The following is a 13,439-nucleotide window of genomic DNA, read 5'->3' as shown; positions in this document are numbered from 1 at the left end:
TGATTTTCCCTTTTTTTTTTGAATAAAATTCAAATCCAGACAAAATTGATCGATGAATGAGGTACAAATGAAATGAAGATCCATGGATAACTGGCAACTCATTCAGAAAATGTTTCCAGAAATTTGATGGCACCTTTGGAAAGATAGCGTTCTTCGAGCCATATAAGGGCGGCTTCCGATTTTACTTCACAATCTTTGAATTTGACTATTTTTATACCCTGAGTTGAAAAAGACTTGGAGGTGGTGCGTGGCATGATGGTAGCACCTATTCCTTCTTTCACTAAAGATAGTATCATTGCTGCATCAGGACATTCACATACAATGGCAGGTTCAAATCCATGTCTGAAGCATTCATCCACGATAAGTTCATAAGTACCTTGGCCGCTTACCCTATGCAGCAATAAAAGGGGAAATTCTTTAATATGTTTAAATTCAATGGAGTCTGGGATATCCCAATCTATTGGGGTGACAAGCACAAAATCTTCAGGTGGAAGATTGATCGATGAGAATTGCTTACCGTTAATAGGAAGTCGTACAATGGCCAACTCGATTTCCCTATTTATTAAACCTTCCGTCATACGGAACGTATCGCCTTCCATTAACCTGAAGCGTATGTCAGGGTAATTTGCTCTAAAAGTTCTCAACCTTTGCGGAATGTAAGAAAAGCAAGTTTTTACAGACCCTATGGAAAGAGTGCCCTTTAACCCTTTACTGACCTCCTTCACTTCCAAAAGTGTTTCTTCAAACTGGTTTAATAGAGCTTCAGCTTTTTTATAAAGGACCTTGCCAGTTTCAGTAAGTTCAAGTTTCTTTCCATTGCGATCGAAAAGCTTTTCACCTATTTCCATTTCCATTAATTTAAGCTGCTGGCTAAGAGGCGGTTGGGCCATATGTAATTTTTTTGCGGCTTTTGTTACTTGTTTTTCCTGAACGATGGTCACAAAATACTTTAACTGCCGGATGTCCATTTTATACACCTCATACATATGATTTACATATACAGATTGAATTTTTTAAGTATTTTATATATATCATAACACATGGTATATTTTGTTATAGTAGTTAATTAATTGGAATTCAATTATTTGTAAGCGCTTCATTTATATTTTAAAGGGGGATGCAATCATGCCGGCAAAAACAGGTGAAGAATATATTAATAGGGTAGACAACGCAAAGGCGAATGTATGGATAAATGGGGAGCAAGTAAAAGATAAAATCAGTGAACACCCAGCTTTTAAAGGGGTCATGAAAACACAGGCCGAATTATATGACCTTCAGCATGATCCCGAGAAAAAAGATATCATGACTTATATTTCACCAACTTCCAATGAAAGTGTAGGGGCCTCATTCATGCAGCCTCGGACTAAGGAAGATCTTGAAAAAAGGAGGAAAATGATTCAAGAATGGGCAAGACATAATAATGGAATGATGGGCCGTTCTCCTGATTATATCAACAGTGGAATGATGGCGTATGGTTCCGCGGCGGATATGTTCGGCACTCAGGATTCGGCATTTGCTAAAAATATGAAAGATTACTATGAGCTCTGCCGGGAAATGGATTTGTCGTTGACACATACCCTGATTCAACCCCAGGTTAATAGGGGAGTTAGTGCGGCAAAGCTTCCGGACCCTTACATCGCTGCACGGATTGCTGGCAAGGATTCAGAAGGCCTTATTATAAAGGGAGCCAGATTATTAGCTACACAAGGCGGAATCACGGATGAAATCATGGTTTTTCCTTCAACATTGCTTAAACAATCAGAAGAAGAAAACCCTTATGCATTCGCATTCTCCATACCGAATAATACACCGGGGGTAAAATTCATCTGTCGTGAATCATTCGACTATGGCAAATCAAATTTTGACCATCCACTTGGTTCACGATTTGAAGAAATGGATACTATAATCGTTTTTGATGATGTAGTCGTTCCTTGGAATCGGGTATTCGCATATGGTGATGTCGGCATTTGCAACCAGGCTTATAATGAAAGCAATGCGGTTGTTCATATGACCCATCAGGTGGTATCGAAGAATATTGTCAAAACCGAGTTCATTCTGGGTATTCTGCAACTAATGGTGGAAACGATCAATATTGGGCAATACCAGCATGTTCAGGAGAAAATCTCGGAAGTCATCATAGCGCTTGAAACGGTAAAAGCTTTCATTACAGCTTCGGAGGCAAACGCCAAAGTGGATAAGTGGGGAATAATGACACCTGATTTCACACCGTTAAACATTGCCCGTAATTATTATCCAAAGATTTACCCTAGATTCAGTGAAATAATGCAGCTTCTTGGGGCTAGTGGCTTAATGGCGATACCAAATGAAGCCGATTTCAATTCGGAGCTTCGACCGGATTTGGATAAATATCTTCAAGCCGCTAATGGCGGAGCGTATGACAGGGTTAAATTGTATCGTCTCGCATGGGATGTATGCATGAGTTCATTTGGAACAAGGCAAACACTGTATGAACGCTTCTTTTTTGGAGATCCGGTTCGCATGGCCAGCGCTTTATATGCCGGCTATGATAAACAGGAACATGTGGACCGTGTCAAGGAGTTCTTAAACCGTTCTGAAAATCTTGCAGAAATCAACTGAGCCCTATAGCAGTATGTAACCATAAAGGCCTTCCAGATGCTAAGGAAGGCCTTTAAATATGAAATCTTTTATTTAAATCGGTTATGGATATTATTCTTTTTATATGTGCCAAAATCACTGAACTCCGTGAGCTCCATGGAAAGGGCAAGATATCTCTTTGAAAAGAGGGCTGCCAAATGGGATTCCAGCGTTTCAAAAAGTTGGTCACATACTTTGGTTTTATCCTTGTCATGGCGTCCAGCGCCAATTTTTAGTATGGCATGAATAAAGGCATCATCCTCTGAACCATCGGCAACACGATAATGCTTTAATTCAATGGCTCGAGATCGAATGCCGCCAATTGGAAAGATGGAAGGATAGGAGATTAATACATCATTCACTTTCTTTAATAAACCGTCAATCTGGAGTTCATCTTTTATATTATCCGTATATTCTATAATTATATGAGGCATGTGATCATTCCCTTCCGTTAATTGTGAATTTTTAAATGCGACCGATCCCCGTCTTCTCTAAATATATCGTCACCGACTATTGTGCTAACGAGTTTTCCGATCCCTTCAATTTCAGTGGTGATTTCATCACCTACAGCAGTATCCGCCAATCCTTCGGGTGTGCCTGTCAATATGATATCGCCTGGACTCAATGTCATGAAGCTGCTGAAATATTCAATTAAATCAGCAATGCTGAATATCATGTCTTTCGTGTTTCCTTCCTGAGTCAATTTTTCGTTGACGTATGTCTTGATTGAAAGATTCGAAGGATCTGGAATATCTTCGGCATCCACTAGCCAAGGTCCAATTGGGGTGCAGGTATCGCGATTTTTGACCTTTAAGTTTGGCCGGTAGTAATTCTCCAGATAATCCCGTATTGCATAATCATTTGCAATGGTATATCCACTTACATATTTAAAGGCATCTTCTTTTTTTATGTTCTTCGCCTTTTTACCGATGACGACTGCCAGTTCACATTCATAATGCATATAAGATGCATCAGAAGGCCGTCTTGTCTGTCCCCGGTGCCCGATAAAGGTATTGGGCCCTTTTAAGAACGCGAGGGGTTCTTCCGGGGCTTTAAAAGCCAGCTCCTTCGCATGGTCGGCATAATTCAAGCCAAGCGCGAATACAGTACGGGGTTCCACAGGGGGAAGCCAGACAACATCTTGCTCATTGACAATCCGGCCATCCGTTAATTGGAGCCGGCCATTATATTCACTTGCTAGATGTATGGCACCTGCATAGGCTACACGGGCTCTCTTCATAAAACCCCCTCCTTTGATAGCTTTACTTCAGAAATGATTGTATTTTCCAAATATCCGATTTCATCAATTTCAATTCTTATATGATCATCGGCTTTTGCCAGTGGTGCATTCTCAGGAACTCCAACTAGAAGGACGTCACCCGAATTCAGAGTCATGAAGTCTGTTACATCCTCAATGAGTTCGGAAATGGAGCGAATTAGATTTACAGTTGAATTTTCTTGCCTGAGCTCCCCATTTATAAATACACGGATTCCTAATGAATCGGGGTTGGATATGGATTCCTTGGATACGACCCAGGGACCGATCGGGCAAAATCCATCTCGGGCTTTAAAGCGGATCGCAGGACGGTAAACGCTTTCATGCGGGATGCTAATATCATTGACGATCGTATAACCTTCTATATAATCCGATGCATGTTCTTTCTTGACCCTTGTGGCCGTTTTATTGATCACTATTCCAAGTGCCGCCCCGATTTCCAATTCAGGTATGCCATTTGGAAGGGGAACTGGATTTGAAAAAGAAGAAAACGTGTTTCTAGGTTTAATATAAAGGATCGGCCCTTTAGGAGGCTCATTATAAGGAGGATGGTCGACCTTTTCCTTCAGTGCTTCCAATGATCCTTTATAGTTTAATAATGTCCCATATACAGTTCCTGAAATAGGGATATCCAACTTTATTTGGGATACATCGTATTTTTCACCGTTCATTAATATATAACCGTTCGACAATATATCCGTTTCCTCTGAATAATCTGATTTTTTTAGTTTCACTCTTGCTTTTGCCATGGAAAATCCCCCCTTGATTTTTTATTAATCATATATGATATCGTATATGATTTTTTGTTTAAGTTCAACATTTTTAGATTATTCAGTATAATGAGGTAAAAACTGTTAAGTGAAAAGGTTGGTTTCAACAGAAAAATGCCCTGAACATTTTGTTAGGATGGAGCAAATATCAAATCAACAAATTCGCTAGTGAAAAAGTGTGCAATATGGCGGATGCACTTTGAAAAATTGATAAGAGTGATATAAAAGGGAAGCAACTTCCGCTCCAATTGATTTATTTGCTTGTAAGCAGGGCTATGGGTATAATAAGTAGAGTAAATTCCTTAGTGAGTTAAGCTATTTTTGGAGGGAAATCCCGTGAAAATTACAATAAAAGATGCTAGCAAATTCGTTGATCAAGAAGTTACCATTGGAGGCTGGCTTGCCAGCAAACGTTCCAGTGGTAAAATTGCATTCCTTCAAATCCGTGATGGCTCAGGTTTCATTCAAGGTGTCGTCGTGAAAGCTGATGTGGGTGAAGAAATTTTTGCACGTGCGAAATCGCTTTCGCAAGAGACATCCTTGTATGTAACAGGTGTCATTCAAAAGGATGAACGCTCGCCGTTCGGTTTTGAGTTACAAGTGAAAGATATTGAAATCATTCATGAATCATTGGATTATCCCATTACACCTAAAGCGCATGGTCCTGAATTCTTAATGGATAACCGCCATTTGTGGCTGCGTTCAAAACGACAGCATGCAGTCATGAAAATCCGGAATGAAATAATCCGTGCTACATATGAATTCTTTAATGAAGAAGGTTTCGTTAAAGTCGATCCCCCAATTTTAACAGGAAGCGCACCAGAGGGAACGAGTGAATTGTTCGCCACTAAATACTTTGATGAGGATGCATACCTTTCACAAAGTGGTCAGCTTTATATGGAAGCGGCAGCAATGGCACTAGGGAAGGTATTTTCCTTTGGGCCTACTTTCAGGGCGGAAAAATCCAAAACAAGACGGCATTTAATCGAGTTCTGGATGATTGAACCAGAAATGGCTTTCATCGAATTCAAAGAAAATCTGGAGGTTCAGGAACAATTCGTATCTTCCATCATCCAATCTGTTTTGAAAAACTGTCAGCTTGAGTTGAATACGCTGGGCCGTGACACAGCGAAGCTTGAACAAATTAAAGCTCCTTTCCCGCGTATTACATATGATGAAGCCATTAAGTTCCTTCATGAACAAGGATTTGATGATATCCAATGGGGTGATGATTTTGGAGCACCGCACGAAACTGCGATAGCAGAAAGTTATGATAAGCCAGTCTTCATAACTCATTATCCAACCAAAATCAAACCTTTTTATATGCAGCCTGCTCCTGACAGGGAAGAAGTCGTTCTTTGTGCCGATTTGATTGCTCCGGAAGGGTACGGAGAAATAATTGGAGGCTCGGAGCGGATACATGATCAGGAATTGCTTGAACAGAGAATCAATGAGCATGGCTTGAGCGAAGATGCTTACAAATGGTATATGGAATTAAGAAAATACGGATCTGTTCCGCATTCAGGCTTCGGTTTGGGGTTAGAACGTACCGTTGCTTGGATCAGTGGTGTTGAACATGTCCGTGAAACCATTCCGTTCCCACGTCTATTAAATCGTTTATATCCTTGATCTTGTAATGAAGCGGTTATCCTGTCATATTGGGCAGATAACCGTTTTTTGTTAAAATTATAAACTTATTAGGGGAGCCATATTCATGTTATACTTAATCAGAGGTGTCCAATAACATGAATAAAGAACATTTATATGCGTGGTTTAAGGAAGGAACGATAACGATTCCATCCTTTTTGTTGACTAACTATAAGACAATGGGACTGAATGAACAAGAAATGGTCCTATTATTACAACTGCAAAGCTTTATCGATAAAGGTAACCATTTCCCTGCACCATCGCAACTATCTGATCGAATGACATTACAGGAAACGGAATGTCTATTCTTAATTCAGCGTTTGGTTCAAAGGGGATTTGTTGAAATGGTGGTTGAAGGGAGTCAAGAAATCGGACAGGAAAAATATTCGTTGGCTCCACTTTATGAAAAAATGATGGACTGTTTCTTAAAAACTTTGAAACAGTCAGAGTCAGCTGAGGTCCAAAAAGCGGGAGAGAGCCTTTATACGATTTTTGAACAGGAGTTCGGCCGCCCACTATCTCCATTTGAATGTGAGACATTGGCAATGTGGATGGAGGACGACCATCAACCTGAAATCATTAAGACAGCTCTTAGGGAGTCTGTCATTTCCGGTAAATTGAATTTCCGATACATTGATCGGATTTTGTTCGAGTGGAAAAAGAATGGAATTAAAACCTTAGAACAGGCAAGGGAGCAAGGAAAAAAATTTAGAGTTCATCAAAAGAGGGAACGAAAGACGGAAACTGCACAACCATTGAAAGATGTGCCCTTTTATAACTGGCTCGAGCAGTAATGTAAATTGAAGGAGAACCAATATGTTGAATAAAGCTCAAATTCGATATTGTCTGGATACAATGGGTGAAATGTTTCCGGATGCCCATTGTGAGCTGAATCACTCCAATCCATTTGAATTGGTGATTGCTGTTGCTCTTTCAGCTCAATGTACGGATGTATTAGTAAATAAAGTCACGAAGGATTTATTTCAAAAATATAAAACGCCTGAGGATTACATAAGCGTTCCGATAGAAGAGTTGGAAAATGACATTCGCTCAATCGGTTTGTTTCGTAACAAGGCTAAGAACATACAAAAGTTGTCGCGAATGCTGATCGAAGATTACGGTAAGGAAGTTCCCAGGGATCGGGATGAGCTTGTTAAATTGCCTGGCGTAGGCAGAAAGACGGCGAATGTAGTCGTTTCAGTTGCGTATGATGTGCCAGCGATAGCTGTGGATACCCATGTAGAGCGGGTTTCCAAGCGCCTGGGATTATGCCGTTGGAAGGATAGTGTCCTTGATGTTGAGAAAACGTTGATGGCTAAGATACCAAAGGATGAATGGTCCGTTACACATCACCGTCTGATATTCTTTGGACGCTATCATTGCAAGGCCCAGTCACCAAGATGTGAAACCTGCCCACTCCTTGAATTATGCCGTGAAGGAAAAAAAAGAATGAAAAGGAAAGAGGCCAAGTGACGCAGTCCATATCATTAAAAGTCCCGGCCGAATTGGACCATCCGTTCTTTTTCCCTGAAAAGGAAATCATCTTGGAAAAAGAATGCTATACAGGATGGAATGGGTCAATCCCATTCGAGGCTTTCCCGTATGAGTTACTTTACTATAATAATGTAGAGTCGTATGCTCCTTGGTCTAAGGGGGCAATGCATATAAAGGAACTACTGGAAAAATGGAAGGGAATAGATACTGAATGCAGCCTACTATTTTCAGAGCGAAAAGTGGGAAGGACCTTGGGACTCATGAAGCAGGGTATCGGTTTATTTTTAAATGCAGTCTTCTGGATGCATGGAAAGCCAGTGGTATTGAGTGATTGCCGAGTACAAATAGAGTCCTTTAATAATATTCCGGTGAACGTGGCTGAAAGGGTTTCTTTTATCCTTGCAAGACCCGCTTCTTTTCATTCTTATAGACAACTTAGTGAGTTGTTCCGAGAATTTGAGAAACTATATGTGAAGTTCATGATCATAAATAAGAATAAAAAAAACGTCTAAGCTTTTAGCTTAGACGTTTTTTAGTCAGTCTTTGTTTTCTTTATCCTTGTCTTTCTCTTTTTCTGGATCAGGGTCCGGGTTAGGGTTAGGGTCAGGGGTTTCGCCTGGTTTTTCTTCTTCTACATTCCCAGGGTTGGTGACAGTATCCCCACCTTCAACGTCTTCATCATCCTTATTGCCTTTTCCATCATCAGTATTGTTTCCATTTCCATTATTATCAGTGTTTCCATTTCCATTGCCGTTGTTGCCGCTGTTATTTTTATCTTCGTCTTGCTTATCTTCTTCACCTTCAGCTGGAGTTTCTTGTTCCGGATTTTCACCCTCTGCCGGATCTTTAATCTCCTCGTCAGTACCCTCAGAATCTTCCGCTTCTGCAGGGATTTTGACGGATGTACTTGCAGGATCACTTTGTTGGTTATCCACTATGGCTACCACTGAGAAAGTATATTTACTTCCAGGTTTTGGATTAGGGATCGTTAAACTAGTATCCTTCGATTTTTTTAACACGCTTTGAGCTCCGCCATCAACGGACATCTTAACCTCGAACTTGGCATTACCTTTAGGATATGACCATGATAGCTGAATTTCATTGCTTTCTTGATTATAGGAAGCGTTGATACTAGGTGAGTCCACTTTCTTATATTCCGTAGTCACTTGTGTTGGTTCGTGCCCTTTAACATAATATTCATATGTGATTTTATCACTTGGCGTATATTCATTTGCTTTAATAGCTGGATTCGAACCTTTTATGATGCCTACTTTTACTACACTGTCAGGTTGTTCAAAGTCTTTCGTTTCTTTTGATTGAGCCATATGTTCCATCAAATTCTTAAAAATTGATTTAGGGATCCTTTGAGATGAATCGCCTAGATATTCCATTTTCTTACCTGGTGCATTATCATATCCAGCCCATACTGCAACTGTATAATTGGTTGTATAACCCGCCATCCAGCTATCTTTTACACCGGAGGATGGGATGTTGTTCTTTGCACGCTGTTCAGGCGTGAAATTGGTTGAACCCGTTTTACCGGCTAATGGAAGATTAGGTATATTGGCTAGCCTTCCTGTTCCATAAGGTTCTTTAATGACGCTCTTCAACATGTCCGTCACGATGAAAGCCGTGGAATCTTTCATGACCGGTTTCGATTCCGTCTTGTTTTTGATAGTGGTTTTGTCACGTAAAACAATCTTTTTCACACTATGCGGTTTATTATAGATACCATTGTTTCCGAATGAACTGTATGCACCGGCAAGGTCAAGTGTAGAAACGTCCTGCCCGCCGCCAAGTGCAGCAGGTTCATATATTTCCTCATTAAAAGGGATGCCAAGGTCAATGGCAAAATCACGTGCCCGGTCCAAGCCGACTGCTTGAAGCGTCTTTAAGGCAGGGATATTTAATGACCGTGCTAGTGCTTCGCGAGTCGTTACAGTACCATAATGTCTCCCGGAAGCATTTTTAAGCGGTGTTCCATCACTGTAAGTATATTCCTCATCTTTGATTTGATGATAGGTGGACCAATTTAAATATTCTACAGCAGGACCATAATCCAGAATTGGCTTAATGGTCGAACCTGGTGAACGCTTGGCATCCGTTGCATAATTCCAGCCGCGTTTAACCGTCGTGTTCCTGCCGCCGCCCACTGCTTTAATTTCACCAGTTTCAGTATCTAGTAAGGTGACTCCAGCTTGGAGATCTTTACTTGGATAATTGATGATTTCATCACTGTTCAACATTTTATAGACATATTCTTGGGCATCTTTATCAATGGTCGTTTGGATTTCCAAACCATCGGTAAAGACGTTATAGTCACCCATATTTCCAACTTCTTCAATGACCAAATCGATGAATGCATCATAAGCAGTCGTGTCTTTTTGGCTTTTATCGATTTCTTGAAGTCCTTCTGCTATATTGATGCTTTGTGCATCTTTCATTTCCTTTTCAGTGATATATCCATGTTTATTCATTAAGTGAAGGACGATATCACGGCGTTCTTTCGCGCGTTCAGGGTGTTTATAAGGGTCATAACGGTTTGGGCTTTGCGGTAAACCTACAAGCATGGCCGCTTCGTTCAATTTCAATTGGCTTAGATCTTTTCCATAATAAGTTTGGGAAGCAGTTAAGATCCCATTGGCGCGGTTTGCAAAGAAAATCTTATTCACATACATTTCGAAAATTTCTTGTTTTGTATATTTTCTTTCAAGCTGTATGGATAGCCACATTTCCTGGACTTTCCTTTTAATGGTCTTATCAGGTGTTAAATAAGAACGCTTGATAACCTGCTGCGTCAATGTACTTGCACCCTCTGAGCCGAATCCGTGTTTGACGTTGGCGATGACGGCACTGCCTAGACGTAAGAAATCCACCCCGTGGTGTTCATAAAAGCGGGAATCTTCCGTAGCCAGGAAAGCATTTTCGACAAGATCGGGAATGTCTTCATAATTTACATAATCCCGGTTTTCTGTTCCGACTTCAGCTAGCAATTTACCATTTTCATCGAGAATTTTGGATGTGACCGGATCTTTTAAAAGCTTTTCATCAAGTTTTGGAGCATCGCTTATAAAGTAAGCCATTGCAGCTCCTCCGGCAACCAAGCCTATAATTCCGATTGTAACAAGTATAAGGAAAATGCGCTTAAGCATATTGGTAGGCTTTTTAGGTCCTTTACTCGGTCCCTTTTTTTGTGTCTGCCCCTGCTTTCGGCGTTCTTCTCTAGTATTATATTTTTCAGCCATTACAGCTAACCTGCCTTTCTAAAAAAACTAAAAATTTTCTGAGATGAGCGAATCTACTACTTTAATATAGTCAATTCTCGGTTGAAAGCCAAGAGTAATCTTTTGTGAACTGCTTTCAACTTCTTGAAGAGTTATAGATTTGCGTCCGCCGTCTTTCATTCTTTTCCAATAAAAACTCAGTTGTTCAGAACCCATTAGATATATATCATCCATTGCGGAAAACCGAATGATGACAAATGCAATTCCGTCATGCTGAACGATGTGTTTCATATGTTCAATTTGATGTTCATGAAAATTTTTCAGAGGGAACGAACTGCTGTTTTTCGTTTCCTTTGCCTCAAAATCAATGTACTTTCCTTTATAAACACCATTGTAATCGGTGGTCGATGCTTGTTTAAAGTAGGCTTCTTTAATGACTGCAGCGCTTCTCTTCGGGTAATGGACATCAACAATTTGAATGGGTGTCGGTTTTTTATGAATGACGGCAATGCCGTGTGCTAAATAAAACTGATTGGTTTCGTTCAAATCGTCTTCCAATGTTTTTCCTCGGTTGCTATAACTGATTTTTTTTAGTGGGCTTTTCTTTTCTTCCATAGCCTGCGGTACAAATCTTCGTCCATTGGGATAATGAAATGCCACTTTTACCCCTCCTTTTTTTCACTTATCTATATTAGCAAAAAAAGAATCCAATATGTGAATAAAAAGAATTGTTTCTTAGAACGATAGGATTTATGTACAACTATATGTCACAATTCATCGCTATGGAAAGGATGGACACATAGATGCGAATATTGAATACGGAAAAGCAGATGCTCCATTCCATAAAAGCCCAAACCGCGAAAGGGAATAGGGATAATATATCAAGAACAAAGGCATATGAACAATTTTTCAGAATGCATCCAGAAATACAATGGTCTTTTTTAGCCGGGATGGTTTCTAGAAATGCAGGCTGGAATATGTGTGACCTTGAAGGAGTATGGTATTCCCATTTGCTTAGCCTTAAATACAGGCACCACCTATTCCTAACTTATGAAGAAGCCAATTGGAGAATATTCCAGGATGCTTATCCTCAATTGCTTCTCTATCATTATTCGACGAAGTATGGACGTCCTATGTTTCACTTATGTCATTATTTTTTTATTACTGAATTCATGACGAACGAATGGTATTCCTTTTGGAAACATGGAAATCGTGAAAAGTTAGTCACTGCGCTTATAATAAATGAACAAAACATCATTGAAAAGCCGGTTATTAAAAAGCAATCTTTCGTTTTTCATTCTATTTTATTTTTCCTGCAGGACTGGATGCATTTTAGCACTGTATTATTTCCTACCTGCAATGGAAAGCTGTATGGTTCGTCCGTTTCGAATTTTAGAAATATCGATAAAAGGATTGAATTGGGGAAAAGGTTGGCCGGCCTTTTATTTTCTGAAGATTTGTTTCCGCTATTTTATGAATTTTCCTGCAGGACTGAACCAACTGGGGCTAGATTTGATTACGAACAATATCGAAAAAAGCCTAGGTACCATGAAACCCCGATGCTGAGGGGAGTTTATCCATTGATTCATCATAAAGCAGGGGGGACAGAGCAATGGGATGTGAATAAAAGGATTAAAAAAGATTGGTTTATTGAACCCCAATGGGAGAAAGACCCACAATTGACCGATTGGTATGACCATAAACAAAAGCAGCTGCACACAGCCGCAATGATCAAAAAGTGGTTTTTTTAAAAGGAAACAGGGAAGGAGTCGATTAACCCTTCCCTGTTAATTGTACAAGTAATATTGCCTTACGTTGAGGGGCGGTTTTCTCCACTAAGTTTCGGATTTCCCGTTCCTGCCTTTTTAGTGGGCGGCTTTTGTCGTTTTTCGTTTTCTTGCTGTCTGCTTTCATTCGACTGCATAAAATCACCTCCTGTCTGTATTTTTGTTTAAAACTCCATTCTTCATTCTGCCATTGTTGTCGAAGTGCATAATAAATTAAGTGAATAGCACTTTCTTTGCCGATTCCCTTCTAGTTTTGTCAGTCATGAAGGGCTTTCTGATAAAAAAAAGAATAGTACAGGTAAAGAATGGGAGGGATCAGCATGGTCAATAAAAGTGTAGCAACAGAGGAGATATTAAGGATGATAGCTGAGATCAGTACCAGCCTGGATCGTTTGGAAATTTCATATGGGGAAACTGTAAATACAGTGCGATGCAAACTTTGGGCAGAGCAATATACTTTGGTTAATGATGCCCAGGAAGCCATTGAGAAAGCCGAGGATTATTGGGTTAATGCTGAAGGTGAAAACCATTCCTTTTCCATTGTTCTGGAAAAACCAATTATAAAGCACAAGGTGTTCACTGAATTGCACGTATAAGCCGGCAGAATTTCATTTTATAAAGAACT

The 13,439-nt window shown here is 40.0% G+C and carries 13 protein-coding genes; 7 read left to right on the top strand and 6 right to left on the bottom strand.

What is annotated here, in order from left to right; genetic code table 11:
* Positions 1-98 precede the first annotated feature (98 nt).
* Positions 99-968, bottom strand: a complete 870-nt coding sequence (locus ACQKKK_RS12155; RefSeq protein ID WP_427616412.1) for a LysR family transcriptional regulator — start codon at positions 966-968, stop codon at positions 99-101.
* A gap of 157 nt (positions 969-1,125) precedes the next feature.
* Between ACQKKK_RS12155 and hpaB the strand changes: the two genes are divergently transcribed.
* The gene (hpaB, locus tag ACQKKK_RS12150) at positions 1,126-2,598 is read left to right on the top strand and encodes a 4-hydroxyphenylacetate 3-monooxygenase, oxygenase component (protein WP_427616411.1); all 1,473 of its coding nucleotides are present in this window, start codon (positions 1,126-1,128) and stop codon (positions 2,596-2,598) included.
* Positions 2,599-2,666: 68 nt separating this feature from the next.
* Here hpaB and ACQKKK_RS12145 read toward each other — a convergent pair whose 3' ends face one another.
* Genes ACQKKK_RS12145 through ACQKKK_RS12135 form a run of 3 tightly spaced genes read right to left on the bottom strand, consistent with a single transcriptional unit; the run spans position 2,667 to position 4,641 of the window.
* Positions 2,667-3,050 (bottom strand): 5-carboxymethyl-2-hydroxymuconate Delta-isomerase, encoded by a 384-nt coding sequence (locus ACQKKK_RS12145; RefSeq protein WP_427616410.1) that lies wholly within the window; start codon positions 3,048-3,050, stop codon positions 2,667-2,669.
* Positions 3,051-3,067: 17 nt separating this feature from the next.
* Positions 3,068-3,856, bottom strand: coding sequence for a fumarylacetoacetate hydrolase family protein (locus tag ACQKKK_RS12140; RefSeq protein WP_427616409.1), 789 nt, complete (start codon positions 3,854-3,856; stop codon positions 3,068-3,070).
* On the bottom strand, positions 3,853-4,641 hold the full coding sequence (locus ACQKKK_RS12135; RefSeq protein ID WP_427616408.1) for a fumarylacetoacetate hydrolase family protein: 789 nt from the start codon (positions 4,639-4,641) through the stop codon (positions 3,853-3,855). Before ACQKKK_RS12135 ends, ACQKKK_RS12140 begins: the two co-directional genes overlap by 4 nt.
* 357 nt (positions 4,642-4,998) lie before the next feature.
* Here ACQKKK_RS12135 and asnS point away from each other — a divergent pair, with 357 nt between their 5' ends.
* From asnS to ACQKKK_RS12115, 4 genes are all read left to right on the top strand, one after another.
* Positions 4,999-6,291, top strand: a complete 1,293-nt coding sequence (gene asnS, locus ACQKKK_RS12130) for an asparagine--tRNA ligase (protein ID WP_427616407.1) — start codon at positions 4,999-5,001, stop codon at positions 6,289-6,291.
* Positions 6,292-6,407: 116 nt separating this feature from the next.
* The gene (locus ACQKKK_RS12125) at positions 6,408-7,103 is read left to right on the top strand and encodes a DnaD domain-containing protein (RefSeq protein ID WP_427616406.1); all 696 of its coding nucleotides are present in this window, start codon (positions 6,408-6,410) and stop codon (positions 7,101-7,103) included.
* A 22-nt stretch (positions 7,104-7,125) separates the two neighbouring features.
* Entirely contained in the window at positions 7,126-7,782 is a 657-nt protein-coding gene (gene nth, locus ACQKKK_RS12120; RefSeq protein WP_427616405.1) for an endonuclease III, read from the top strand.
* On the top strand, positions 7,779-8,315 hold the full coding sequence (locus tag ACQKKK_RS12115) for a YpoC family protein (RefSeq protein ID WP_427616404.1): 537 nt from the start codon (positions 7,779-7,781) through the stop codon (positions 8,313-8,315). Before nth ends, ACQKKK_RS12115 begins: the two co-directional genes overlap by 4 nt.
* Before the next feature lie 24 nt (positions 8,316-8,339).
* Here ACQKKK_RS12115 and ACQKKK_RS12110 read toward each other — a convergent pair whose 3' ends face one another.
* Together ACQKKK_RS12110 and recU are read right to left on the bottom strand one after the other, a co-directional pair.
* Positions 8,340-11,048, bottom strand: coding sequence for a PBP1A family penicillin-binding protein (locus ACQKKK_RS12110; RefSeq protein WP_427616403.1), 2,709 nt, complete (start codon positions 11,046-11,048; stop codon positions 8,340-8,342).
* Positions 11,049-11,075: 27 nt separating this feature from the next.
* Positions 11,076-11,687 carry a Holliday junction resolvase RecU gene (gene recU / locus ACQKKK_RS12105; RefSeq protein WP_427616402.1) on the bottom strand — a complete coding sequence of 204 codons (612 nt, stop codon included), beginning with the start codon at positions 11,685-11,687 and terminating at the stop codon, positions 11,076-11,078.
* Between the two features lie 143 nt (positions 11,688-11,830).
* Between recU and ACQKKK_RS12100 the strand changes: the two genes are divergently transcribed.
* Both ACQKKK_RS12100 and ACQKKK_RS12095 read left to right on the top strand, forming a co-directional pair.
* The gene (locus tag ACQKKK_RS12100) at positions 11,831-12,778 is read left to right on the top strand and encodes a DUF2515 family protein (RefSeq protein WP_427616401.1); all 948 of its coding nucleotides are present in this window, start codon (positions 11,831-11,833) and stop codon (positions 12,776-12,778) included.
* A gap of 356 nt (positions 12,779-13,134) precedes the next feature.
* Positions 13,135-13,410, top strand: a complete 276-nt coding sequence (locus ACQKKK_RS12095) for a hypothetical protein (RefSeq protein ID WP_427616400.1) — start codon at positions 13,135-13,137, stop codon at positions 13,408-13,410.
* The last annotated feature ends 29 nt before the right edge of the window (positions 13,411-13,439 follow it).

The sequence above is a fragment of the Peribacillus sp. NPDC006672 genome, assembly GCF_050274955.1.
Classification (GTDB): domain Bacteria; phylum Bacillota; class Bacilli; order Bacillales; family DSM-1321; genus Peribacillus.
This window is presented reverse-complemented; position numbering and strand designations above follow the sequence as displayed.

What these genes read in the sequence shown, in the direction of transcription:
- ACQKKK_RS12155 (WP_427616412.1), bottom strand. Translation starts at nt 968, where the DNA reads ATGGACATCCGGCAGTTAAAGTATTTTGTGACCATCGTTCAGGAAAAA.
- hpaB (WP_427616411.1), top strand. Translation starts at nt 1,126, where the DNA reads ATGCCGGCAAAAACAGGTGAAGAATATATTAATAGGGTAGACAACGCA.
- ACQKKK_RS12145 (WP_427616410.1), bottom strand. Translation starts at nt 3,050, where the DNA reads ATGCCTCATATAATTATAGAATATACGGATAATATAAAAGATGAACTC.
- ACQKKK_RS12140 (WP_427616409.1), bottom strand. Translation starts at nt 3,856, where the DNA reads ATGAAGAGAGCCCGTGTAGCCTATGCAGGTGCCATACATCTAGCAAGT.
- ACQKKK_RS12135 (WP_427616408.1), bottom strand. Translation starts at nt 4,641, where the DNA reads ATGGCAAAAGCAAGAGTGAAACTAAAAAAATCAGATTATTCAGAGGAA.
- ACQKKK_RS12125 (WP_427616406.1), top strand. Translation starts at nt 6,408, where the DNA reads ATGAATAAAGAACATTTATATGCGTGGTTTAAGGAAGGAACGATAACG.
- nth (WP_427616405.1), top strand. Translation starts at nt 7,126, where the DNA reads ATGTTGAATAAAGCTCAAATTCGATATTGTCTGGATACAATGGGTGAA.
- ACQKKK_RS12110 (WP_427616403.1), bottom strand. Translation starts at nt 11,048, where the DNA reads ATGGCTGAAAAATATAATACTAGAGAAGAACGCCGAAAGCAGGGGCAG.
- ACQKKK_RS12100 (WP_427616401.1), top strand. Translation starts at nt 11,831, where the DNA reads ATGCGAATATTGAATACGGAAAAGCAGATGCTCCATTCCATAAAAGCC.
- ACQKKK_RS12095 (WP_427616400.1), top strand. Translation starts at nt 13,135, where the DNA reads ATGGTCAATAAAAGTGTAGCAACAGAGGAGATATTAAGGATGATAGCT.